General features: G+C 59.8%; 23 protein-coding genes. 7 read left to right on the top strand and 16 right to left on the bottom strand.

Annotated elements, in window-relative coordinates:
* Positions 1-12: 12 nt before the first annotated feature.
* From ACJ8IL_RS12470 to ACJ8IL_RS12455, 4 genes are all read right to left on the bottom strand, one after another.
* Positions 13-2,253, bottom strand: coding sequence for a TonB-dependent receptor domain-containing protein (locus ACJ8IL_RS12470; protein ID WP_442516570.1), 2,241 nt, complete (start codon positions 2,251-2,253; stop codon positions 13-15).
* Between the two features lie 121 nt (positions 2,254-2,374).
* Entirely contained in the window at positions 2,375-4,501 is a 2,127-nt protein-coding gene (locus ACJ8IL_RS12465; protein ID WP_442516569.1) for a S9 family peptidase, read from the bottom strand.
* Positions 4,502-4,555: 54 nt separating this feature from the next.
* Positions 4,556-5,353 carry an energy transducer TonB family protein gene (locus ACJ8IL_RS12460; protein ID WP_060433815.1) on the bottom strand — a complete coding sequence of 266 codons (798 nt, stop codon included), beginning with the start codon at positions 5,351-5,353 and terminating at the stop codon, positions 4,556-4,558.
* A gap of 102 nt (positions 5,354-5,455) precedes the next feature.
* Positions 5,456-6,295 carry a ChaN family lipoprotein gene (locus ACJ8IL_RS12455; RefSeq protein ID WP_261426206.1) on the bottom strand — a complete coding sequence of 280 codons (840 nt, stop codon included), beginning with the start codon at positions 6,293-6,295 and terminating at the stop codon, positions 5,456-5,458.
* Positions 6,296-6,472: 177 nt separating this feature from the next.
* Here ACJ8IL_RS12455 and mmuP point away from each other — a divergent pair, with 177 nt between their 5' ends.
* Both mmuP and mmuM read left to right on the top strand, forming a co-directional pair.
* Positions 6,473-7,882 carry an S-methylmethionine permease gene (gene mmuP / locus ACJ8IL_RS12450; RefSeq protein WP_047730133.1) on the top strand — a complete coding sequence of 470 codons (1,410 nt, stop codon included), beginning with the start codon at positions 6,473-6,475 and terminating at the stop codon, positions 7,880-7,882.
* Positions 7,872-8,810: a homocysteine S-methyltransferase gene (gene mmuM, locus ACJ8IL_RS12445; protein ID WP_261426059.1), complete on the top strand. Its 939-nt coding sequence runs from the start codon at positions 7,872-7,874 to the stop codon at positions 8,808-8,810. Before mmuP ends, mmuM begins: the two co-directional genes overlap by 11 nt.
* Before the next feature lie 49 nt (positions 8,811-8,859).
* Here mmuM and maeB read toward each other — a convergent pair whose 3' ends face one another.
* The 5 genes from maeB to ACJ8IL_RS12420 form a co-directional block, all read right to left on the bottom strand.
* The gene (gene maeB / locus ACJ8IL_RS12440; RefSeq protein ID WP_016926766.1) at positions 8,860-11,139 is read right to left on the bottom strand and encodes an NADP-dependent oxaloacetate-decarboxylating malate dehydrogenase; all 2,280 of its coding nucleotides are present in this window, start codon (positions 11,137-11,139) and stop codon (positions 8,860-8,862) included.
* A 215-nt stretch (positions 11,140-11,354) separates the two neighbouring features.
* Positions 11,355-11,528 carry an Rz1-like lysis system protein LysC gene (lysC, locus tag ACJ8IL_RS12435; protein WP_049205380.1) on the bottom strand — a complete coding sequence of 58 codons (174 nt, stop codon included), beginning with the start codon at positions 11,526-11,528 and terminating at the stop codon, positions 11,355-11,357.
* On the bottom strand, positions 11,509-11,889 hold the full coding sequence (locus tag ACJ8IL_RS12430) for a DUF2570 family protein (RefSeq protein ID WP_043140376.1): 381 nt from the start codon (positions 11,887-11,889) through the stop codon (positions 11,509-11,511). The genes lysC and ACJ8IL_RS12430 overlap by 20 nt, the downstream gene beginning before the upstream one ends.
* The gene (locus tag ACJ8IL_RS12425) at positions 11,886-12,287 is read right to left on the bottom strand and encodes a M15 family metallopeptidase (protein ID WP_025303803.1); all 402 of its coding nucleotides are present in this window, start codon (positions 12,285-12,287) and stop codon (positions 11,886-11,888) included. Before ACJ8IL_RS12425 ends, ACJ8IL_RS12430 begins: the two co-directional genes overlap by 4 nt.
* Positions 12,277-12,603: a phage holin, lambda family gene (locus ACJ8IL_RS12420; protein WP_004936551.1), complete on the bottom strand. Its 327-nt coding sequence runs from the start codon at positions 12,601-12,603 to the stop codon at positions 12,277-12,279. Before ACJ8IL_RS12420 ends, ACJ8IL_RS12425 begins: the two co-directional genes overlap by 11 nt.
* A gap of 292 nt (positions 12,604-12,895) precedes the next feature.
* On the opposite strand from ACJ8IL_RS12420, the gene ACJ8IL_RS12415 reads away from it, so the two are divergent.
* Positions 12,896-14,395 (top strand): glycosyl hydrolase family 18 protein, encoded by a 1,500-nt coding sequence (locus tag ACJ8IL_RS12415; protein ID WP_025303804.1) that lies wholly within the window; start codon positions 12,896-12,898, stop codon positions 14,393-14,395.
* An 84-nt stretch (positions 14,396-14,479) separates the two neighbouring features.
* On the opposite strand, the gene ACJ8IL_RS12410 is transcribed toward ACJ8IL_RS12415, so the two are convergent.
* Positions 14,480-15,421, bottom strand: a complete 942-nt coding sequence (locus ACJ8IL_RS12410; RefSeq protein WP_025303805.1) for a LysR family transcriptional regulator — start codon at positions 15,419-15,421, stop codon at positions 14,480-14,482.
* Between the two features lie 404 nt (positions 15,422-15,825).
* On the opposite strand from ACJ8IL_RS12410, the gene ACJ8IL_RS12405 reads away from it, so the two are divergent.
* The gene (locus ACJ8IL_RS12405; protein ID WP_004936574.1) at positions 15,826-16,419 is read left to right on the top strand and encodes a lytic polysaccharide monooxygenase; all 594 of its coding nucleotides are present in this window, start codon (positions 15,826-15,828) and stop codon (positions 16,417-16,419) included.
* Between the two features lie 66 nt (positions 16,420-16,485).
* On the opposite strand, the gene ACJ8IL_RS12400 is transcribed toward ACJ8IL_RS12405, so the two are convergent.
* The 6 genes from ACJ8IL_RS12400 to ACJ8IL_RS12375 form a co-directional block, all read right to left on the bottom strand.
* Entirely contained in the window at positions 16,486-17,448 is a 963-nt protein-coding gene (locus tag ACJ8IL_RS12400; protein WP_025303807.1) for a sugar-binding transcriptional regulator, read from the bottom strand.
* A 95-nt stretch (positions 17,449-17,543) separates the two neighbouring features.
* A complete protein-coding gene (gene dhaL / locus ACJ8IL_RS12395) occupies positions 17,544-18,200 on the bottom strand; it encodes a dihydroxyacetone kinase subunit DhaL (protein WP_025303808.1) in 657 nt (218 codons plus the stop codon).
* Between the two features lie 3 nt (positions 18,201-18,203).
* Complete coding sequence (locus ACJ8IL_RS12390) at positions 18,204-19,205, bottom strand: dihydroxyacetone kinase subunit DhaK (RefSeq protein ID WP_004936581.1); 1,002 nt, start codon at positions 19,203-19,205, stop codon at positions 18,204-18,206.
* Positions 19,206-19,234: 29 nt separating this feature from the next.
* Complete coding sequence (locus ACJ8IL_RS12385) at positions 19,235-20,005, bottom strand: SDR family oxidoreductase (RefSeq protein ID WP_197782517.1); 771 nt, start codon at positions 20,003-20,005, stop codon at positions 19,235-19,237.
* Positions 20,006-20,040: 35 nt separating this feature from the next.
* Positions 20,041-21,309, bottom strand: coding sequence for an MFS transporter (locus ACJ8IL_RS12380; protein WP_115436379.1), 1,269 nt, complete (start codon positions 21,307-21,309; stop codon positions 20,041-20,043).
* A 66-nt stretch (positions 21,310-21,375) separates the two neighbouring features.
* Positions 21,376-22,488 (bottom strand): MDR/zinc-dependent alcohol dehydrogenase-like family protein, encoded by a 1,113-nt coding sequence (locus ACJ8IL_RS12375; RefSeq protein ID WP_025303811.1) that lies wholly within the window; start codon positions 22,486-22,488, stop codon positions 21,376-21,378.
* Between the two features lie 318 nt (positions 22,489-22,806).
* On the opposite strand from ACJ8IL_RS12375, the gene rpiB reads away from it, so the two are divergent.
* The 3 genes from rpiB to ACJ8IL_RS12360 form a co-directional block, all read left to right on the top strand.
* Entirely contained in the window at positions 22,807-23,265 is a 459-nt protein-coding gene (rpiB, locus tag ACJ8IL_RS12370) for a ribose 5-phosphate isomerase B (protein WP_442516568.1), read from the top strand.
* Positions 23,266-23,458: 193 nt separating this feature from the next.
* Entirely contained in the window at positions 23,459-24,409 is a 951-nt protein-coding gene (gene tal, locus ACJ8IL_RS12365; RefSeq protein ID WP_442516567.1) for a transaldolase, read from the top strand.
* A gap of 18 nt (positions 24,410-24,427) precedes the next feature.
* On the top strand, positions 24,428-24,552 hold a 125-nt coding region (locus ACJ8IL_RS12360), incomplete at its 3' end, for a hypothetical protein (RefSeq protein ID WP_144334738.1).

Below are 24,552 nucleotides of genomic sequence, written 5' to 3'. Positions count from 1 at the left end.
CTCCGCTGCGGTTTAGAAGCGCACCTCCCCGCCGAAGATATAGGTGCGTCCACGGGCAGTGTTGGTCGGCGTCTCATACTGCGACTGAGACGGCAGCGAGTTCATCTTGTTCAGCGCGTCCGAGTAGTCCTTGTCCATCAGGTTTTGCACGCTGAGCTTCAGCAGCAGATTGCGATTCACCTGATAGGTGCCGTACAGATCGATAATGGTCGGAATATGCGGCGCCGGCTCTTTCAGCAACTGCTCATTCTCATCGTAATCAGAGTCCGGCGACAGGCGCACCGATTTGCCGGTATATTTCACCACCCCGCCCAGCGTCAGTTTCTCGTCCAGCAGGCGCACCCCGCTGTCCAGCGTGAAGTAGAACTCCGGCAGCTCGCTGATATCGCCCGCGCCGAATACGTTGCTGGCCTGGTTGGTCGGCTGGGAGGTATGCTCCTTGCTTAACGACAGCTTGGTGAAGGCGAAACCGGCGTCGTACAGCGCTTCAAGCTCCACCCCGCGCATTTTGACCGGTTCGGGGGCATTGCTATACATGGTCATGCTGACGTTGACGTCCGCGTCATCCCACTCTTCCTGCGTCGCCTGCGAACGGTTGCACTTCTGGCGATTTTTACACACCAGGTAGGATTGGCTGGAAATGTAGTTTTTGATCCTGGTTTCAAAATAGACCGCTTTCAGTTGGAAGCTGTCCTGCTTGAACAACAGATCGTGAGCATTGGCGTTGAACCCGCCCTGCCAGGTCTCCGCTTTTTCGCCCTTGAGGAACGGGTTCATCGACTGGCCGCCGCTGTTGGCGAAGAACACCTCCTGGATATTCGGCCCGCGCATCGACTTGCTGTAGCTGACGAACGGCTGCAGCCACGGCGTCACCTGCGCCGACAGCATGACCGACGGATTGAAACCCTGTTCATTGCGAGTGATATTGCTGGCCCCCTGCGGGAAGCACTCTACACGTTCGTCACAGGCCGGCTTATAGCCGGAGAGGCGATAGGCGGTGTAGTTCAGATCGAAATTCCCCTGCCAGATGCCGTAGTTGGCCTGCAACCCGCTGTACAGGCTGGAGATATCTTGTTTGCCGGCAATGCCCACCGGCATGCTTTCCGCCTGATTGTCATCCGTCACCAAGCCAGAGGCCTTTTTCTTATACTCGTTGCGCACCAGCTTGCCGCCGTAGCTGAAGGCGAAATCGACGTCCTGCAGGCTGAAACGGCTGGTGTTGTTGATATCCAGCGCATCGGAGATGTTTTTCGCTGTGCTGTCGCTGAACCCCGCCATGTTGTCGGACATGAACTTTTGCTCGCCGCGGCTGGTACTGGCGGTCAAGTTGAAATCGATCAGTTCCGAGAACGGCGCGTAGTGGTATTTGAGGTAGAAATCGTCGCTGTCGATGTGCCGGCGGGTGATTTTATTCTGGTAGCTGCGCGCCGACAGTTCGATGCTGTTGAAGGCATCCGGCTTGATGTCCACCTTGAACAGCTGGGATTTCGGGCTCTGGCGGTAGGTTTTATCGACGTTGAACATCTCGCTGTCGAAACCGGCGCCGTTTTTGTAGTTGGAGGTGATGGAACTGCCGCTGATCGCCGCCATCGCCCCCAGGCTGCCGCCGTCGGCAAAGGCGGCGGTTTTGGCGCCCACGGCGATCATGCCGCTGCGGCCGATGCCGTTATTGCCCACCGAGAATTTGGTGCGCACGCCGAACGGGTTGTCGGAAAACACCACATCGTCCACGCCGATGGTGCGGAAATTGGCGCTGCCCGCCAGGGCATTCACCCCAGCGGATCCGGTGGCGTTGCCGCGCGCCACGTCGACGCCGACGATAAAGTTAGGATCGATCAGCGCTCCGAACTGGCTGGTGGGCAATCCCCCGTGCGCTGCATCGCTCGGCGAGTTGCCGTAGTAGTTTTGGGTGATGCCGTCGACCATGGTGTTGACCCGGCCGAAACCGCTCAGGCCGCGGATATTGACGCTGACCGATCCCTGGCCGGGATCGATCTGGGTATAGGTGCCCGGCATGCTGCGTAGAATGCTGTCCACCGACTCCAGATTTTTGTTTTCATCGCGCGAGCTGAACGCGCCCGGCCGGGCCAACGCCTCTTTTTCGCTGCTCTTGCCGCTGTCGGCGGCCGAGACGTTGAGCGGGCTGAACGCCACGCTGCCTTTATTATTTTCCGCCTGTTCCTGCGCGGCCGCAGCCGGCCCGTACAGCGCCAGTCCCGCGCCGATCAGGCTCGCTATCATTTTGATTTTCATATATCCCCAGAAATAGCCAATAAGGTTTGATGGCCGACAATGCCCAGCAAAAAGCCCGCCGAAAGCGCGGTAAAAGGTTGTTATTGTTTTATTGCGCCGCAGCGTGCTGCGGCGCTAAAGGTTATTTCTGCGCCTGCCGGTCCGCCGCCAGAATAAAGGCGTACTCCAGCGCGCCGTTTTCCAGCCGCGCCAGGCGGCCTGATTTGCCGCCGTGGCCGGCGGTCATGTCGGTGGAGAGCAGCAGCAGCGAATCGCCCTGCTTGAAACGCCGCAGCTTCGCCACCCATTTGGCCGGCTCCCAATACTGCACCTGCGAGTCGTACAGACCGCTGGTGACCAGCAGGTTCGGGTAATGCTGCCGGCGCACGTTGTCGTACGGGCTGTAGGATTTCATCAGCGCATAGGCGGCCGGCTGGTGCGGGTTGCCCCACTCCTCGTACTCGCCGGTGGTCAGCGGAATGCTGTCGTCCAGCATGGTAGTCACCACGTCGACGAACGGCACCTGCGCCACCACCGCGTTGTACAGCTGCGGCGCCTGATTGATCACCGCCCCCATCAGCAAGCCGCCGGCGCTGCCGCCCATGGCGTAGATGCGCCCCGGTTGGCCGTAGCCGTCTTTGATCAGCGCCTGGGTAGCATCGATGAAGTCGTTGAAACTGTTCGGTTTGTTCGTCAGCTTGCCCTGTTTGTACCAGCTCTGCCCCAGCTCGCCGCCGCCGCGCACGTGGATCAGCGCATAGACGAAGCCGCGATCCAGCAGGCTGATGCGGTTGGCGCTGAACGCCGGATCCATGCTCATGCCGTAAGCGCCATAGCCGTACACCAACAGCGGGTTATGCCCGTTCTTGAACAGCGACTTGCGATACACCAGCGATACCGGCACCTTCACGCCGTCGCGCGCCGCGACCCAGATGCGCTCGCTGTGATATAGGCTCGGATCGACGCCTTTCACTTCCTGCTGCTTCAGCAGGGTGCGCTCGCCCTTGTTCAGGTCCCACTCATAGGTGCGGGTCGGTGTGGTCATCGCCGAATAGCCGTAACGCAAACGATCGCTGTCCGGCTCCGGGTTATAGCCCAGCCAGGCCATGTAGCTGGCGTCGTCGAACGGGATGGCGCGTTCGGTTTTGCCGTACCAGCTGATTTGCCGCAGCTGCACCAGCCCGTTGGCGCGCTCCTGCACCACCAGCCAGTCGCGGAACAGGCTGAAGCTTTCCACCTCGTGCTGCGCCTGCGGTGCGATCAGCGTCTGCCACGGTTTGCCCGCCGCCGCCGTGCGGTACAGGCCGAAGTTCGGATCCTGATGGTTGGAACGCAGGTAGAACTCGCCGCGGTAGTGATCGAGGTAATACTCGCGGCCGTTCTGCCGGGCAGCGAACAGCTGCGGCTCGCGCTGCGGCTGGTTGGCGTCGATCAGGCGCACTTCGGAGGTGGTGTTGCCGCTGATGGTCAGAATCAGGTAATCGCGCGAGGACGAGCGGCCGAGGCTGAGGTAGAACGCCGGATCGTTCTCCTGGTACACCAGCTTATCTTCCGCTGTCGGCGTGCCGTACTGATGGCGATAAACCTGGTATGGCAACAGCGTTTGCGGGTGGTTGCGCACGTAGAACAGGGTTTGGTTATCGTTGGCCCACACCATATTGCCGGAGGTGTTTTCCAGCGTTTCCGGCGACCAACGCTCACTGTCTATCTCGCGCAGGGAGATGCGGTATTGGCGACGGCCCTGCAGATCTTCGGCTACCGCCAGGCGGCGGTTGTCCAGGCTGACGTCCATCGCCCCCAGGCGGTAATAGGCGTGGCCGGCCGCGCGCTGATTGGCGTCCAGCAAGGTTTGCCACGGCGCGTCGGCGGTGAGCGCCTGGCGCTGATACAGTGCGAAATCTTTACCGGCGGCGTAGCTTTCCTGGTAGCGATAGCCGTTGAGCTGATACGGCACCGAACGATCGTCAGGGTTCATGCGGCCCAGCATCTCCTGATACAGCGTGGCGCGCAGCTTCTGGTACGGCGCCATCATCTGCTCGGTATAACGGTTCTCCGCCTTCAGGTAGTCCAGCACCTTCGGTTCTTTTCGGCTGTCGTCGCGCAGCCAGTAGTAATCGTCGGTGCGCGTCTCGCCGTGGGCCGTCAGCGCTTTCGGCGCGCGTTCCGCCAACGGCGGCTGCGGTTGCGCTAACGCACCGCCGGCGACGCCTAAATAAAGCCAAAGCGCGGCCGCGATGCGACGGCGCGAGGTAGATAACAGCGGATTCATAATCCCTCACGAAGTTTGAAGAGGCGCACGACGACGATGCGGCGCCTGCGGGCATTAACGGCGGGCATTCAGCTCCGCCAGATTGAAATCGATCGGCATCGTCACCTTGACGGCTCCCTGCTGCAGCATCTCCGGCGGCGGCGGCGGCAACGGCTGGGCGCGCGACACCACCGCCACCGCTTCCCGATCCAGCGACGCGGTGCCGGAACGCACCTGCAGCACGACGTTCGAGACCCGCCCCTGCGCGTCAACGCTGAAACTGACCTGCGGCATGCCGCTGCGCCGGCGGCTGCGGGCATCCAAAGGGTAATCCTTGATGCGGTTCAGTTTGCCTTTTACCAGGCTCTCCCACGACAGTTTGGCCTGCGCATTGCTGTTGGCGTCGCTGTTGATCGGGGCGGCGGTCTGGTGGGAGATCGTCTGCGCCTGCGGCGCGGCGGCGCTGGACGCGGCGGCATTGCGCGTCTCTTTGGCCTGTTCTTGCGGCTTCGGCTGCGCTTTTTGCGGGGGACGGTGTTCGGCGCGCTTCTTCTGCGCCGTCACGATTTTTGCTTTATCGGCGCGCGCCAGCTTGGGCAGATCCGGCTGTTGCTGCTGCTCCGCGGGCTGCGCCGCGGCGGATTCCGCCTGCTGCACGCCCAGCGGCAGCGGCTTGCTTTCCGGCGCTTCAATCTGCGCCGCCCAGCTCATCATCACCGCCGGCGGCGGCAACACCACCGGCTCCAGCGCCGTCTGCGGCCAGTAAAACAGCAGCACCAACGCCGCGTGCGCCGCCAGGGCGAGCAGCAGGCCGCGCGCCCAGCGCGGCTGCGGCAGTTCAAAGGCCGGGAGGGAGTAAGACTGACTTAACATAGGGGCATTAGCTTGCTTAATTGCGAATGATTGCAGATCACATTTACTAATGATAATCATTTGCAAATATAATTAACACCCCTTTTCACTCTCTTAACGTATTCATTTCACTGATGGTGTGATCCACAGATAGTCTGCGGTGTTCGCATCGACCTGTACGCTCGGTTCCGCCAGCATCAGCACCGTCGGCGCCGCCGCCGGTTGCAGATCCCGCACGTGCAGCGGCACCCCCACCGATTTAGCGGCGTGATAGCCACCGGCGATCAACAGCGCGGGCGTCGGCGCCGCCAGCAGACGTTCCGCCATGCGCCGGTCGCGCTGCTGCTGGATCGCCAACATCGCATGCAGCTGGTCGGCCTCAATCTTGCCGCCGTGCGAAGTGCGGATGGTCTCTTCCAGCGCCTTGCGCACCGCCGGCTGCGCCGATAGCTGCCCCGCCGGGAACTGCGGCTGCTGATAGAACGCCGTAATCTCGCTGCGATCCAGGTTGGCCGACCACAGCGGGTAAGGCGCACGCATCGCCGCCATCGTCACCCCGCCATACAGCTCCCACTTCCAGCCCGGCTGCCAGGCGATCAGCTCCGCTACGCGGCCGTCACGCACCGTGGGATCGCTCTGCAGCCACTGCTTCACCTTGTCGACCTGCGCCTGCTGGTTCGGGTTGATCATCTCCATCAGCACGCTGCCCTGCGGCCGCCTTTGCGGCAGCTGCTGCACCAGCCATTGCTCAATCTGATGGTGGTAAGGATTGTCATGCTTTTCCCCCAGGATCACCCGCGGCTGCTGCGCCAATCGCGTCAACAGCTGCTCCGGCGTCAGGGTCGAGCCGCTGTGCAGATCGGTAATGTTACCCAGCTTGTCGATGTTGCCGGCCGACGTTTTCACCGGCGTTTGGCTGCAGGCGCCGAGCGCCAACGCCGCCAATAAAATCAGATATCTCATCATGTTGCCCCATTATCGAAAATGGCGACATTATAGATAATAATTATCATTTGCATATAGATTTGGCTTAACGATTTTTTTACGCGGCGATCGCCGGCTGCGCATTGCGTTGAAAAAGCATTGCGGGTATAACCAATAGCCATTCAGATATTTAGACGTCTATACGGATAGATTATTATGCAACCATCGGCACCCGCCGCAGGACAGTTCAAACGCAGCATGAAGGCCCGGCACCTGGTGATGCTGTCGCTGGGCGGCGTGATCGGCACCGGGCTGTTTTTCAACACCGGCTACATCATCTCCACCACCGGCGCGCTCGGCACGCTGCTGGCCTACCTGATCGGCGCGCTGGTGGTGTATCTGGTGATGCTGTGCCTGGGCGAACTGTCGGTGGCGATGCCGGAAACCGGCGCCTTTCACGTCTATGCTTCACGCTATCTGGGGCCGGCCACCGGCTATGCCGTCGCCTGGCTATATTGGCTCACCTGGACGGTGGCGCTCGGCTCCAGCCTCACCGCCGCCGGATTCTGCATGCAGTACTGGTTCCCGCAGTCGCCGGTGTGGCTGTGGTGCCTGATCTTCTGCGCGGCCATTTTCCTGCTTAACGTGGTGACCACCCGCTTTTTCGCCGAAAGCGAATTCTGGTTTTCGCTGATCAAAGTGGTGACCATTCTGGCGTTCATCATACTGGGCGGTGCCGCCATGTTCGGTCTTCTGCCGATGAAAGACGGCACGCCGGCGCCGTTCCTGCATAACCTGACCGCTTCCGGCTGGCTGCCGCACGGCACGCTGCCGATCCTGATGACCATGGTGGCGGTGAACTTCGCTTTCTCCGGCACGGAGCTGATCGGCATTGCCGCCGGTGAAACCGAGAACCCGGAAAAAGTCGTACCGCTGGCGATCCGTACCACGGTGATCCGCCTGATGCTGTTCTTTATCGGCACGGTCTTCGTGCTGGCGGCGTTGATCCCGATGGATCAGGCGGGGATCGTCAAAAGCCCGTTCGTGTTGGTGTTTGAACGCATCGGCGTGCCTTACGCCGCCGATATCTTCAACTTCGTGATCCTGACCGCCATCCTCTCGGCGGCCAACTCCGGCCTGTACGCTTCAGGGCGCATGCTGTGGTCGCTGGCCCACCAGCGCACCCTGCCGGCCTACTTTGCGCGCGTCAATGCGCGCGGCATTCCGATCAACGCCCTGACCTTCAGCATGCTCGGCGGCGTGCTGGCGCTGCTGACCAGCGTGATCGCGCCAGACACGGTGTTTGTCGCCCTGTCGGCGATCTCCGGTTTTGCGGTGGTGGCGGTGTGGCTGAGCATCTGCGCGGCCCACTTTGCTTTCCGCCGCGCCTACCTGCGCAGCGGCCAGCCGATAAGCGGCCTGAAATACCGTGCGCCCGGCTACCCATTGACACCGATCCTCGGCTTCGCACTATGCCTGCTGGCCTGCATCGGGCTGGCGTTCGATCCGGAACAGCGCATTGCGCTCTACTGCGGGCTGCCGTTCGTCGCCTTGTGCTACCTCACCTATTTCCTGACCCGGCGCGCCGGGCAAAAAACCGCTTTGGGAGAACAACATGTCGGTTAATAATCCCGTCGCCCGCCTGCTGGCCGAACACCCCACGCTGATCCTGGACGGTGCGCTGGCTACCGAACTGGAAGCGCGCGGCTGCGATCTGACCGATCCGCTGTGGTCGGCCAAGGTGCTGATTGAAAATCCCGAGCTTATCTATCAGGTGCATCTCGATTATTTCAACGCCGGCGCCCACTGCGCCATCACCGCCAGCTATCAGGCCACGCCGCAGGGCTTCTTGCGCCGCGGCCTGGATCAGGAGCAATCGCTGGCGTTGATCGCCAAAAGCGTGCAGCTGGCGCAACGCGCGCGCCGCGATTATCTGGCCGCGCACCCGCAGGCGGCGCCGCTGCTGATCGCCGGTTCGGTGGGCCCTTACGGCGCCTATCTGGCCGACGGCTCGGAATACCGCGGCGACTACCGGCTGGCGCAGGATGACATGATTGCCTTCCACCGGCCGCGCCTCGCAGCCCTGGCCGCCGCCGGCGTCGATCTGCTGGCCTGCGAAACGCTGCCGTCGTTCACCGAACTGCAGGCGCTGCTGACGCTGCTGCAGGAGTTCCCGACGCTCGGCGCCTGGTTTGCCTTCACCCTGCGCGACAGCCAACATCTCAGCGACGGCACGCCGCTGACGGAGGTCCTGTCCGCGCTGCGCGGCAACCCGCAGGTGTTGGCGATCGGCATCAACTGCATCGCGCTGGACAAGGTCGCTCCGGCGCTGCGTCAGTTGAGCGCGCTGGCCGACAAACCGCTGCTGGTCTACCCCAACTCCGGCGAGCACTACGATGCGGTGAGCAAAACCTGGCACGCCTGCGGCGGCGAGCACGGCAGCCTGGCGGATCAGGCGACGGAGTGGAGCACGCTCGGCGCACAATTGATCGGCGGCTGTTGTCGCACTACGCCGCAGGATATTCGCGCCATCGCCGCGCGCTGTAAGGTATAAAAAAGCCCCCGGCGCCAACGGCGCAGGGGGCCAGTTACTCAACCCGGGCTTACAGTGGTTCGGTCTGGGCTTCCACTACCGCCAGCGCCACCATGTTGACGATGCGGCGCACCGAGGCGATCGGCGTCAGGATGTGCACCGGCTTGGCGACCCCCATCAGCACCGGCCCGACGGTCACCCCTTCCGAGCAGGAGACGCGCAGCAGGTTGTAGCTGATGCGCGCCGCTTCCATGTTCGGCATGATCAGCAGGTTGGCTGAGCCTTTCAGCGGGCTGTCCGGCATCAAATCGTGACGGATGCTTTCCACCAGCGCGGCGTCGCCGTGCATTTCGCCGTCGATCTCCAGCTCCGGCGCCAGCTCATTCACCAGCTCCAACGTTTTACGCATCTTGCGCGCCGCCGGGCAATCAGACGAACCGAAGCTGGAGTGAGACAGCAGCGCCACCTTAGGTTCGATGCCGAAGCGGCGCACGGTTTCCGCCGCCATCAGGGTGATCTCCGCCAGCTGTTCCGGCGTTGGATCGTCGTTGACGTAGGTGTCGGCGATGAAAGTGTTGCCGCTCGGCAGCAGCAGCGCGTTCATCGCGCCGGCGACGTGCGCGCCTTCACGGAAGCCGAACACATTCTTCACCACGTCGTAATGCTCGTGATAGCTGCCGATGGTGCCGCAGATCATCGCGTCCGCTTCGCCGCGGTGCAGCATGATGGCGGCGATCAGCGTCGGGTTGCCGATCACCGCGCGGCGCGCCTGTTCCTGCGAAACGCCGCGGCGTTTCATGATCTGGTAGTACTCGCCCCAGTATTCGTTGAAGCGCGGGTCCGACTCGTTGTTCACCACTTCGAAATCTTTACCCGGCGTCAGCTGCAGACCCAGCTTTTTCAGGCGCATCTCGATCACGCTCGGGCGGCCGACCAGGATCGGGAAAGCCAGCCCCTGCGACACCAGCTCTTGCGTGGCGTGCAGCACGCGCTCTTCCTCGCCTTCCGCCAGCACCACCCGCTTCACCTCTTTGCGCGCCTGCGAGAAGATCGGCTTCATGAACAGGTTGGTTTTGTAGACGAACTCCGCCAGCTTCTCGACGTAGGCGTCGAAGTCTTCGATCGGGCGCGTCGCCACGCCGGAATCCATCGCCGCCTTGGCCACCGCCGGCGCGATCTTGACGATCAGGCGCGGATCGAACGGTTTCGGAATGATGTATTCCGGGCCGAAGGAGAGATCCTGGTCATCATAGGCGGAAGCCACCACGTCGCTCTGCTCCGCCAGCGCCAGATCGGCGATGGCATGCACGCAGGCCAGTTTCATCTCTTCGTTGATGGTGGTGGCGCCCACGTCCAGCGCGCCGCGGAAAATGAACGGGAAGCACAGGACGTTGTTCACCTGGTTCGGGTAGTCGGAACGGCCGGTACAGATGATGGCGTCCGGGCGCACCGCTTTGGCCAGCGGCGGCAGAATTTCCGGTTCCGGGTTGGCCAGCGCCATGATCAGCGGATCGCGCGCCATGGTTTTCACCATATCCTGCGTCAGGACGCCCGGGCCGGAGCAGCCGAGGAAGATGTCGGCGTTCGGGATGGCGTCGCCCAGCGTGCGCTGACCGTTATCCTCGATGGCATAGGCGGCTTTGGTCTGCTCCATGTTGGCGTCGCGGCCTTTATAGATGACGCCTTTGGAATCGCAGACGGTGATGTTCTGTTGACGCAGCCCCAGCGCCACCAGCAGGTTCAGACAGGCGATAGAGGCCGCACCGGCGCCGGACACCACCAGCCGTACGTCGGAGATGTTCTTCTTCACCACGCGCAGGCCGTTGAGCACCGCCGCAGTGGTGATGATCGCCGTGCCGTGCTGGTCGTCGTGGAACACCGGGATCTTCATGCGCTCACGCAGTTTCTGTTCGATGTAGAAACACTCCGGCGCCTTGATGTCTTCCAGGTTGATACCGCCGAAGGTCGGTTCCAGCGCGGCAATAATGTCGATTAATTTGTCAGGGTTATGCTCATCCACTTCGATATCAAATACGTCGATACCGGAAAACTTCTTGAACAAAACGCCCTTGCCTTCCATCACCGGCTTACCGGCCAACGCGCCGATATTGCCCAGACCCAGTACCGCCGTGCCGTTGGAAATCACCGCCACCAGGTTGCCGCGCGCGGTGTATTTGTAGGCCGCCAGCGGATCTTCGGCGATCTCGAGGCAAGGCGCGGCGACGCCCGGCGAATAGGCCAGCGCCAGATCGCGCTGGGTCGCCAACGGTTTGGTAGGGGAAACCTGGATCTTCCCTGGGACAGGAAACTGATGGAAATCAAGGGCACTCTGTTTGAGCTGTTCGTCCATTATGGATTCCTTTGTTTTTTGCTTTTATGTTGAGGTAAGGCTTTGAGGCTGCGCCCTGCCGTGGGCCATGGCGCCCAAGTACAATGACAGGGCACAGCCTTGAAGTATAGTGAGAGAAACATCACAAACTTTGAAGCGCGCCATAACCTTGGTCGAAATTCCGTTTTAAAAGTAAAAAAAAGAAGGTCTGCGGGACGAGCAAAGAAACGCCGCCGTCAGCGCGGCGGCAGCATGGCGCGCCAGGCGTTGAGCGTATCCACCTGGCCGGCGCAAATGTGTAACGAGGTTTGTAACGCCAGGGCATAGCTTACCGCATCGCCCCAGGTCTTCCCCTGCAACTGCGGCTGCTCACAGGGAGCGAATACCGATTCAGGGGGCAACAGCGGCACGGCCTGCGGCGCCGGCGGCCGGGCGCAGGAGCTCAAACACAGCGCCAGGCAGAGGCTGAGCGGCGCAGGGATCGTTTTTAATCGCTTCACGGTATTTCCTCTGATAAGCCTCGTGTTGTTGGCGTAGCTGCTGTTCCTGCCGCTGCTGCGCCGCCATCAGCGCACGGTTTTGCGCATCCTGAGTCTGCAGGGTGGCGATCAGCCCCGCCTGCTGCGCCAGGCTTTTTTGCAGTTCCTCCGCCTGCTGGCGCACAGACGCCAACTGGTGCGACAGCAGCGAGCTGTAGCCGCCGAGGCAGATAGCCGCCAGCAACAGCAGCAGCAACCCGCCCTGCATCAGTTTTTGCAGCCAACCGCTCATGCCGGGTAGTCCCGGAACGTCAGCTGGAAGTGCGGACCATCCTTGAGGGTTTTCCATTCGCCGCCCCATTCGACGATGATGCCGCATTCACGCGCCGCGCGCCGCACCGCCACCGCAATCTGCGCGTAGTAATCCCACTCCCAGGAGACCACACCCGCCGGCATCGCCACCACATCCACCGCGTGACCGGTCAGATGGCGGCTGCGCAGCGTTTGGCTGCTGCCGGCGCGCACCATTTCCCGCTGGCGCGCCATACTGCGCAGCCCCTCGCTGACGGAAAACGGCACCAGGGAATAACGCAGCGCCAGACGAATAACGCGCACCAGATCCGGGTGCACGCCGCGCAGGTTTTCTTCGCTGCGGGCAGTAAAGCGAATCTCTTCGATGTCATTTAACATTTTTAAACCCCGTCTTTTTGCCGATGAATTTTTTAATTAAGGCGTTGATGTAATCCGCCCCCATAAAACCAATCAGTACGCTGGCCAAATTCGCCCACTTTAATTCCAGGCCCATCAACGCCAGCGCATCGCGCACCGTCCAGGCCAATAACGCGCACATCGCCGCATTCAATAAACGGCGCCGAATACCCACGTTGCGATAGGCACCGTGCAATAGCGCCATCACGCCGGCCAGAATGGCGTTCAATACCGGCTGAAGATATTCACATACTCGCTGGACTATTAAGCCAACAGCGTCAGGCTCTATGCTGGACATAGCTCATCTCCTTTTTTATTTTTAATTAAATGCCAATCACGGCCGGTGGGACATCGGATATTCAGAATCTAATTAAGGATGCTATTACAAAGCAAATGAATAAATACAGCCCCTATGGTCGAATTCATTCATGCTGAGCGCTGGCACAACTCATCAGCGCCAATTTGTGCAGCAGTGAATAAAAATTCATTGTCATTGTGATTTATTTCGACTGTTATTTCCGCGAAAAATAAACATTAATGGCAACGGGAAATATTTCCCCATCGAAAAACATCCACTCTGGAGAAATGCCATGTCCACACGTAAAGCGGTTATTGGGTATTATTTTATTCCGACCAACCAAATCAATAATTACACCGAGACCGATACGTCTGTCGTGCCGTTCCCGGTTTCCAACATCACGCCGGCCAAAGCCAAACAGCTGACGCACATCAACTTCTCGTTCCTGGATATCAACAGCAATCTGGAATGCGCCTGGGATCCGGCCACCAACGACGCCAAGGCGCGCGATGTGGTCAATCGTCTGACCGCGCTCAAAGCGCACAACCCCAGCCTGCGCATCATGTTCTCCATCGGCGGCTGGTACTACTCCAACGATTTGGGCGTATCGCACGCCAACTACGTCAACGCGGTGAAGACCCCGGCGTCGCGCACCAAGTTTGCCCAATCCTGCGTGCGCATCATGAAGGATTACGGCTTCGACGGCGTGGACATCGACTGGGAGTATCCGCAGGCGGCGGAAGTAGACGGTTTCATCGCCGCGCTGCAGGAGATCCGCACCCTGCTGAACCAGCAAACCGTCACCGACGGCCGCCAGGCGCTGCCGTATCAATTGACCATCGCCGGCGCCGGCGGCGCTTTCTTCCTGTCGCGCTATTACAGCAAGCTGGCGCAGATCGTCGCGCCGCTCGATTACATTAACCTGATGACCTACGATCTGGCCGGCCCTTGGGAGAAGGTAACCAACCACCAGGCGGCGCTGTTCGGCGACGCGGCCGGGCCGACCTTCTACAACGCGCTGCGCGAAGCCAATCTGGGCTGGAGCTGGGAAGAGCTGACCCGCGCCTTCCCCAGCCCGTTCAGCCTGACGGTCGACGCTGCGGTGCAGCAACACCTGATGATGGAAGGCGTGCCGAGCGCCAAAATCGTGATGGGCGTCCCCTTCTACGGCCGCGCCTTCAAGGGCGTCAGCGGCAGCAACGGCGGCCAGTACAGCAGCCACAGCACGCCGGGTGAAGATCCGTATCCGAATACCGATTACTGGCTGGTGGGTTGCGAAGAGTGCGTACGCGACAAGGATCCGCGTATCGCTTCCTATCGCCAGCTGGAGCAGATGCTGCTGGGCAACTACGGCTATCAGCGGCTGTGGAACGACAAGACCAAAACCCCTTACCTGTATCATGCGCAGAAAGGGCTGTTCGTCACCTATGACGATGCCGAGAGCTTCAAATACAAAGCGAAATACATCAAGCAGCAGCAGCTGGGCGGCGTGATGTTCTGGCATCTGGGGCAAGACAACCGCAACGGCGATCTGCTGGCCGCACTGGATCGCTATTTCAACGCCGCGGACTACGACGACAGCCAGCTAGATATGGGCACCGGGCTGCGCTACACCGGCGTCGGCCCCGGTAACCTGCCGATCATGACCGCGCCGGCCTACGTGCCGGGCACCACTTACGCGCAGGGTGCACTGGTGTCCTATCAGGGTTACGTCTGGCAGACCAAGTGGGGTTACATCACCTCGGCGCCGGGCTCAGACAGCGCCTGGCTGAAGGTGGGCCGCGTGGCGTAAGCCGTAAAAAACCCCGTAGCCGAATGCTGCGGGGTTTTCATTGAGTTAACCGTTTGATTTTCGCGTCCCTTCGTGTCTATTCCATCAGTTGTGGCACCACGGATAGCCGCCATCCCGTACCACTTCGCGGCCCATCAGGCTGTAGACATCGCTTTTGCGCGTCAGCCGCTCATGCCACCAGTTAAACCCGGCGCCCTTGCTGGCCGGGTGCCACGCCAGCCAAATCATTTCGTCGCCCTTTTGCATTTCCACCGGCACCGTCACCAGTTCGCCGCTGGCCAATTCCTTTTCGATCAAAGCAGGCGGCAGAAAAGCGTGGCCGATGCCGCGTTTGAGCAGCGCCAGGTTGCTTTCCACGTCGCATACTACCAACTGACGCTGCAAGGGCAGCGTGCCGTGATTGCGCTTGGGCAGCTCGTGGCTGCTGTCGGCGATCACCACCACGATGTCGTTCAACCGCTGTTTCTTGCACACCGGTTTTCTCTGCGCCGCAAACGGGTGCGAAGGCGACACGCATAGCACAAAGTTGAGCTTGCCGAGCATCAGGGTTTTGGCCTGTACGCTGTCGGGAATTTGGCCGATGGCGATGATCAGATCCGCCCGGTTGTTCTTCAGCGCATCCCAGGTACCGTTCAACGCTTCCCGCTGCACCGAGATACTGGCGTTCGGGCAATGCTGAATATAGTCGCGGATATCCTGCGTCAGGGTTTCCAACGGGAAGAAGGTGTCTACCGCCAAGCGGATATTATTGTCCAGCTTGGGGATGTTGCGCACCCGGCTTTCCAGATCCTGCACCGCATTTAATATCCAGCTGCCCTCCTGCAGGAGAAACTCCCCTTCATCCGTCAGGGTAATCATGGGGCCATTGCGATGAAAAAGTTTCACGCAGAGTTTGCTTTCAATATTGGAAACCCGATAAGAAATCGCCGAAGGCGTTTTATGCAGTGCCTCCGCCGCCATAGAGAAAGATCCGGTGCTCTTGATGGTGCTGATTATTTTAATCGCGTCCAGGGATAATCTAGTCATACAAATTCCTCTTTAAAATAAAATAAGAAAAATGACACTAAATTCCCAAGGTGGTGGCGCACAAAAATCGATCAAATCGAACAAGGGTACTCATAGCAACAAGCAATATACTTCATAAATGAGAGCGCTATCTTAAATACTATTCATCACGACCTGATATAAAATTCATCATAGCGCCCTACTTTTACACAGCGACAGTTAAATAAATTCAGCCTAACGATCAAAGATCGTCATCATAATAATTTTCGTTAATAGCCGTTAAAACATTCCGCTCTATCGCATGACCAGAATGATAAAAATAAAACAAGCCGACAAGAAGGGGTATTTCCAATTGCGTTATTACTCTCTCATTTTGTCGGTGAAATACGCTCAACTTACAACATTATTTCAGTCAGGAGTGACTTATGAACAAAACTTCCCGTACCCTGCTCTCTCTGGGCCTGCTGAGCGCGGCCATGTTCGGCGTTTCGCAACAGGCGAATGCTCACGGTTATGTCGAGTCGCCAGCCAGCCGCGCCTACCAGTGCAAACTGCAGCTCAACACGCAGTGCGGCAGCGTGCAGTACGAACCGCAGAGCGTCGAAGGCCTGAAAGGCTTCCCGCAGGCCGGTCCGGCTGACGGCCACATCGCCAGCGCCGACAAGTCCACCTTCTTCGAACTGGATCAGCAAACGCCGACGCGCTGGAACAAGCTCAACCTGAAAACCGGCCCGAACTCCTTTACCTGGAAGCTGACCGCACGTCACAGCACCACCAGCTGGCGCTATTTCATCACCAAGCCGAACTGGGACGCTTCGCAGCCGCTGACCCGCGCTTCCTTTGACCTGACGCCGTTCTGCCAGTTCAACGACGGCGGTGCCATCCCTGCCGCGCAGGTCACCCACCAGTGCAACATACCGGCAGATCGCAGCGGTTCGCACGTGATCCTTGCCGTGTGGGACATAGCCGACACCGCCAACGCCTTCTATCAGGCGATCGACGTCAACCTGAGCAAATAATCGGTCAAATGAGGAGATCGTTGAGGGTTCAGCCTGGCGCTGAACCCTTTATTTTTGCAGGTGCCGCTATTGCGACATGTTGAGGATAGTGCGCACATTGAGCGCGCTGGTGGCGATAATGTCGATGGCACCGGTACGCAAAGCGCCCAAAATCGCCAACGCCTTGGTATTCTCGGAAGCAATGGCGATCACACAAGGGATTTTGCGCAGCTCATCGATGCTTAGCCCGATCACTCTGTCATTCATTACCGTGTCGACATGCTGCCCCTGGGCATTGAAAAAGTCATAGCCGGCGATGTCGCCGATCACGCCCTGATTAAGGCTGGCGTCGATAATCTCGTGCGGCGTGAACCATCCCAATTTCACCATATAGCTGTTTTCATTCATGTCGCCAATGCCGACTAACGCCACATCGGCCTTACGCGCGCGATCCAGGGTTTCCTTAATCGTGCCGTTCTGCATGAAGGCGTCTTTCAGCGCGCGATTTTCGACGTAGGCCGGCGCGTAAAGCGTCTCGCTGCTGCCGCCGAACTTCTTCGCCAAGCGCCGGCTGATATGGTCGGCATTGATCGCATCGCCCGGACGGTGAGTACCGCCGATGCCGCAGATGAACTTGCAGTTGCGCTCCGTCACGTTGCCGACGTGATCGGCAATCGCCGCCACGTTGCGTCCCTGGCCAACCGCCAACACCATATCGTCTTTCAGCGACATCGCCAGATAGTTGGACACCAGCGCCGCCACTTGCCGACGCTGTTCCTCTTCGTCCTGATGGTCGAGCGCGATCAGCGCGCGGCTGATGGGAAAACGTTCCATCATCTGCTGTTCCAGCCGGGTGCTGAATACCGGGTGATAACGCACGTTGATCTCGACGATGCCTTCTTCCTTGGCGCGCTTGAGCAAACGACCGACTTTGATCCGTGAAATGCCGAATTTTTTGGCGATCTCTTCCTGCGTGATCTCATCCTGATAATAAGCAACGGCGATTTCGGTCAGCAGTTCGTTATCCTGGGACACAGTTTGTTTTTCCATCCGTTAGACGTTTCCCCACGGCAGGCCGGTTAATCATGGCGGAGGGACGATACACGCCCCTCCGACAATGCTGAATGCCCGCTAGTATAACGCGATCAGGCGGCAACGGTATTCAGTCGTTGCTCCACCTCGTCCGCCAATCGGGTCAAGAGCAGACAGCAAGATACCGCGCCGGCATCCAATACGCCGCGCGAACGCTCGCCCAGACGGCTGGCGCGGCCGATTTTCGCCACCAGCTCGCGCGTGGAATCGCGCCCGCGCGCCGCGGCGCTCCTCATCTGTTCCAGCGCAGCGGCGAAGTCGTCACCGCGCCCCGCCGCCTGCTCAAACGCCGCTACCGCCGGTATCAGCGTATCCATCAGACACTTGTCCCCCACGCCCGCGCTGCTGATGTCCTGCAGTTCGCGCAATCCGCCGTGCAACATCGCCAAAAATGCCTGCTTATCCAGCACGCTGCGCTCGCGCACGCTCTCCGCCATGCCCATGAACAGGCTGCCGTACAACGGCCCCATCGAACCGCCGATGCCCTCCATCAGCGCATCGGAAACCGCATCGAACGCCTGCGCCAGCGTGAGCGTGCGGCCGCGAATGGCATCGCCGCACATCGCGAATCCCTTCGACATGTTAATGCCGTGGTCACCGTCGCCGATGGCGCCGTCTATTTCGCTCAGGTATTCGCGGTTGCTGACAATGGTGTCTATCAGCCCCGTAACGATCTCACTGCCGTACCGGGTTGAAATTTGTTCCGTCATGATTCACTCCACCTGGGTTAAGCCTAAAGATTGCGCCGGCATGTCCAGCAGCGTTTTCAGTTCGTCATCCAGCGTCATCAGCGTCAGCGTCACGCCCATCATTTCCAGCGACGTGAAGTAATTGCCGACGTAGCGCCGATGCACCCGCACGCCTTTCGCCGTCAATCGGCGCTCTATTTCGGCATAATAGATATACAGCTCCATCACCGGCGTGGCGCCAAGCCCGGAGATCAGCAACGCCACCTCCTGCCCCTGTTCCAGCGGCATGTCGTTGAGCACGAAATCGAGCATGGTGCCGGCCATCGCCGACGCCGACTGGATCGGCGACACCTCAATGCCCGGTTCGCCGTGATGGCCAATGCCGATCTCCATCTTGCCGTCTTCGATATGAAAATTGGGTTTGCCGACCGCGGGAATGGTGCAGGAACTGAGGCCGACGCCGATCGAACGACACCGGTCGATGGCTTTTTGCGCCGCGCCGATCACGCCGTCCAGATCGTATCCCTTGGCCGCCGCCGCCGCGCCGACCTTCCACATCAGAATTTCGCCGGCCACGCCGCGCCGTTTATCGATCTCACTGGCCGGCGCCGAGGCGACGTCATCGTTGGCCACCACGGTTTTCACCCGTATGCCGGCCGCCGTGGCCTTCTTGATCGCCATCTTGACGTTCATGTTGTCGCCGGCGTAGTTGCCGTACAGGCAAGCGACGCCCGCACCGCTGTCCGCCGCCTTGAAAGCGTCGAGAAAAGCCCCCGCCGTAGGGGATGAAAAAATCTCGCCAATCGCGACGGCATCCAGCATGTTTTTGCCGACATAGCCCAGGAACGCCGGCTCATGGCCGGAGCCGCCGCCGGTGACGATGCCCACTTTGCCGGCGATCGGCGCAGGCGGATATTTCAACACCCGCGCATTGTCGGTGGCAGCGTAATAGTTCGGGTGGGCCAGCCTATAGCCCTGAATGGCGTCTTCCACTACGTGATCGGGATCGTTAATGATTCTGTTCATCGCGGCCTCTCTGTCGCCTGAATAAGAAATTATTGAATGGTGTAACCGCCGTCGACCACCAGGTTGGCGCCGGTGATCATCGCCGCCGCGTCGCCGGCCAAAAACAGGGCGCTGGCGGCGATATCTTGCGGCTCAGCAAAGCGCCGCAGCGGAATTTTCTGCTTCATCTGCTCAGCCACCTCGCCAGACCAGGCCTTACGGCCCAGCTCCGTCAAAACGACGGTGGGTGAAATGGCGTTGACCCGCACGTTGTGCGGCCCCCACTCCAGCGCCAGCACCTGGGTCAACCCGATCACGCCCGCTTTGCTGGCGCAATAGGCCAGGTGATTAGGCAAAGCCACCACCCCGGCCTGCGAGGCGAGATTGATGATGCTGCCGCCGCGCTGACTAATGAAACGGCGCCCTACCGCCTGGCAGGTAAGAAACACGCCTTTCAGATTGACCGCCAGGGTTGCATCCCACACCGTTTCCGGCAGCTCCTCGGCCGGATGCAGCGCGACGATGCCGGCGCTGTTGACCAGCACGTCCAGCCGCCCGAAATGCGCCTCAATCTGCGCCACCGCCCGCTCCACCGACGCGGCATCGGTGACGTCGGCCACGACGCCCAACGCCGCCTCGGCGTCCAGCTGTCGCGCCACTTCCGCAACCTGCGGCGCCCGATCGAGCAGCGCCACGCGCGCGCCGTTTTGCAGATAGCGTTCGGCAATCGCGAGACCGATCCCCGCAGCGCCGCCGGTAATCAGCGCCACCTTGCCCTGCAGCGAGAGCTCGCGCGGCGCCGTAGTTTGATGATTAATCATAAATTTCCCCTTAAAACTGTGAACTTCACGATCGGTCAGGATATTTTCGCCAAACTCGCGCCGCGTTCTTCCTGCGCCGTCGCGCTTTCTTTCGGCAGCGTGACAAATTTCATCAGCACGCCGCTGAACAGGTACAAACCGGTAAAGATCCAGATCACGCCAACGGCGCCGAGGCTGCCGATAAACAGCCCCACCACCGCCGGGCCGACAAAGGTGCTCAGGCCGGCGCCCAGATTGAGAATCGACATCGCCGCGCCCTTATTATCCGGCGCCAGCGACGGCATGATGGCCGACAACGGCACAAACGCCGCCAGGCAGGCGCCGAACAAACCGGCGGCACAAACGGTCAGCAGGTAGTTGGCGCCAAAGAATTGCGGCACGTAGTAGAACATCAGCGTGGTCAAGGCGCAGCCGACGCAGCCGAACCACATCACCACATTGCGCCAGCCGAGACCGTCGCTGATCACGCCGAAAATCAGGTTGAAAATGATGTTGACCGTCCACAGCGCGGCGTACATCTGCAGCCAATGCGTACGGGTGAACCCCATATCCATCATGTACATGGGCATGAATACGACGAAGCCGTAAGCCGCAGAGGTATTAATGGTGCGCACGATGCCGCCCAGGCCGATCTTCGGGTTTTCAAACGCGATGGTGATGCCTTTCAAGACGTAACCCAGCGACGCTTTTTCCCGGTTGCCGCTCTGTGCCGCGCCGTCGTCGCGATTGAGCATCAGCGCAATCACCGCGCCCAGCACGACGAAAATCAGCGCGCTCCACAGCGTGTGGATCTCGCCGAGATAAGGCAGCATGATGCTGGAATACAGCACGCCCAGCACGCTGAGCCCGCCGCTGTAGACGAACCAGAAAATCCCCACCGCCGACCCCAGCCTTTCCGGCGGCGCCTCATACGCCACCCACACCAGAAAACCGTAGGCAAATAGCGGATAGCCCAAGCCGCGCAGCGCATAGGTCGGCACCATGATCGCCAGGTTGTTGCTCGGCAGGCCAAACGTCAAAAAGCACACCGAACCGAACAAGAACAGCAGCAGGCCGGCCAACATCACCCGCCGGGCGGTAAAGATTTCCGCCAGCACGCCGGAAAACCAGGCGGCGATCGCGGCCGCAAAGCCATAAACGCTGAACAGCAGCGCCGATTCCTGAATGCTCAGCCCTTTGCCAATCAAATAAGGCGACAGCCATCCTTGTTCCAGCCCTTCGCCCATCATGAACACCAACACGCCGGCATAGCCCAGCAGCAGTTTCGGTGACAGACCAATGCGATGAATCAGTCCATGCAACATAGAACACCCCAGCACATGTGATTATGGAGGCGCAGGCTCGCCCGCACCCGAAGAACGATGCAGGTTTCAGAGGTTTGGATTAAGCACCACTTTGATTGAACCGATGCCGCGCTTCATCAGCTCGAAGCCCTCGGCGAACTGTTCCAGCGGCAGCGTATGCGTCACCACGCCTTCGGTCGGCAGATCGCCATTGGCGATGCCTTCGATCACCAGCGGGTAGCAGTAAGGGCCGAGGTGCGAACCGAGCACGTCCAGCTCCTTGCGGTCGCTGATGATGCTCCAGTCGACGGTCACCGGATCCTTGAACACGGAAAATTCGACGAAGGTGCCGAGTTTGCGGATCAGCGTCAGGCCCTGTTCCACGGACTTTTGGGCGCCGGTCGCCTCGATGTAGATGTCGCAGCCGTAGCCGTCGGTCATCGCTTTAACCGCCGCGGGCACGTCGTCACGGGTCGGGTTCAGCGTCACATCCGCGCCGAAGCGCTTCGCCAGCGCCAGACGCTCGTCGGACAGATCCAGCACCACCAGCTTCGAGGGCCCGGACTTTTTGATCGCCCCGATCATGCCCAGCCCCAGGGTGCCGGCGCCGGCCAGCACCACGACATCGCCCAGTTTGATATTGGCGCGTTGCACCGCATGGAAGGAGCAAGCATAGGGTTCGATCAGAATGGCTTTTTCGATCGGCAAGTCGGCCGGCACGTGATAGTTAATCGCCTCTTTGGTGAACTTCATGTACTCGGCCATGCCGCCATTGACGTTTTTCTGGAAACCGTACAGGTCATGCTTTTCGCACATCCAATACTGACCGCGGTTGCAGAAGCGGCATTGCCAGCAGGGAACGATTTGTTCTGATATCACGCGATCGCCGAGATTGAAGCCCTCGACGCCTTCGCCGTATCCCACCACGTGGCCGATAAATTCATGGCCGGGGATCATCGGCGCCTTGATGTATGCCGGTTGTTTTTCATCGCCCCAGAAGCTGGGCGCCCCTTCGAACGCTTTAACATCGCCGGCGCAGATGCCGCAGGCCTCGATCTTCACCAGGATCTCTTTCGGGCCAATCTTCGGTACCGGCACCTGTTCCAGGCGGTAATCTTTCGGGGCGTACGCCACAACCGCCTTCATGATCTCGGGGATACCGGCCGCCATTTTCGCCTCTGTCATGCAGGTCTGACACATAGCACTCTCCTCTGGTAGGGGAACTTATTTTGATCATTAACACACAAAAAGAACAAATGAACACTAACGCCACGCGTTCAATTTGCCCACAGTGAACTTATCAAAGTGTGATATCGCTCAAAAACCCGTCTACATGAGGATGAATAACGATTAAAACCTCTTTTTTAGTGACGAAAGTCACCTTTTACAGGCGCAAACAGAAAACACGACGAAAAAACAAAAGAACATAGATTGAACATTTGATTAAACAGAGATACGGTAATGAACGTGGCGCCATCGAGGATCGCCGCCCTTTTCGTTACCAATCAGGAGACCGCTATGCTGCCTATCGCCATCGGCGCCGACGATGCCGCCATTGAACTGAAGGATCTGATCGTCGCCCACCTGCAACAACGGGACATTCCCGTCATTGACTACACGACGGATCGCACCGCAGAAACGGGGATCTATCCCGATATCGCCTATCGCGTCGCACAGGCGATACGGGAGGAAAAACATCGGCGGGGCATCCTGCTGTGCGGCACCGGCATCGGTATGAGCATCGTGGCCAATAAAGTGCCCGGCATTCGTGCGGCGCAATGTCACGATACCTACTCCGCCCAACGGGCGCGCAAAAGCAATGATGCTCAGATCATCACGCTGGGCGCGCGGGTCATCGGTGCCGAACTGGCGAAAACCATCGTCGATGCCTGGCTGGAATCAGAGTTTGAAGGGGGAGGATCGGCGCCGAAAGTCGAGCGAATCGGCTATTACGAAAACGCGACCGGACGGCGTTAAACCGCCTGCAGTCTCGATGGCGGTCGCGCGCAAGCCGCGCTCCGCCTGGGTTTACTCGGCATTCATTGTTATTATCCATCGCAACAATCAGAAAAAGCGCATTTTCATTCTCGATCCGATGATGCAGTGTGTTCCCCCTATGATGAAAAAGGTTCTCATTTCCCTACGTTGAGCTTGGTCAAGGAGCTTATCAATGAATCAATTAGACGCACTCAAGCAGCTGACCACGGTGGTCGCCGACAGCGGCGATATCGAATCCATCCGCCAGTTCGAACCCCAGGACGCCACCACCAACCCTTCGCTGATCCTGAAAGCCGCCGCGCTGCCGCAGTACAAAGCGCTGATCACCGAAGCGCTGGAGTATGCCCGCCGCCAGGGCGGCAGCAAGGAAACCCAGCTGATCAACGCCAGCGATAAACTGGCGGTCAACATCGGCGTCGAGATCCTCAAAAGCGTGCCGGGCCGCATCTCCACCGAAGTGGACGCCCGGCTGTCGTTCGACCGCGGCATGTGCGTCGCCAAAGCGCGCAAACTGATCGGCATGTATCAGGAACAGGGCATCGACAAATCGCGCATCCTGATCAAGCTGGCTTCCACCTGGGAAGGCATCAAAGCCGCCGAAGAGCTGGAAAAAGAAGGCATCAACACCAACCTGACGCTGTTGTTCTCCTTCGCTCAGGCCCGCGCCTGCGCCGAAGCCGGCGTGTATCTGATCTCGCCGTTCGTCGGCCGCATCTATGACTGGTACCAGGCTAAACAGCCTGCCGCCGACTACGACGCCGATCAGGATCCGGGCGTGAAATCGGTGCGCACCATCTATGAATACTACAAGCGTCATCGTTACCAGACGGTGATCATGGGCGCCAGCTTCCGCAAAGTTGAGCAGATCCTGGCGCTGGCCGGCTGCGATCGCCTGACCATCGCGCCGAACCTGCTGGAGCAGCTGAAAAACAGCGAACAGCCGGTCGAGCGCAAGCTGACCCCGTCGACCGAGGGCTTCCACCAACCCGCTCCGCTGGCCGAAGCGGAATTCCGCTGGCTGCACAATCAGGACCCCATGGCGGTAGAAAAACTCGCCGAAGGCATCCGCCTGTTCGCCGTCGACCAGCAGAAGCTGGAAGACATGTTGGCCGCTCAACTGTAATCGCACTGGAGTTTCGTTATGTCTTCTCGTAAAGAGCTTGCCAACGCCATCCGCGCACTCAGCATGGACGCCGTACAAAAAGCAAATTCCGGCCACCCGGGGGCCCCTATGGGCATGGCGGACATCGCCGAAGTCCTGTGGCG

This window comes from Serratia sp. CY47444, from assembly GCF_052168635.1.
Taxonomy (GTDB): domain Bacteria; phylum Pseudomonadota; class Gammaproteobacteria; order Enterobacterales; family Enterobacteriaceae; genus Serratia; species Serratia bockelmannii.
This window is presented reverse-complemented; position numbering and strand designations above follow the sequence as displayed.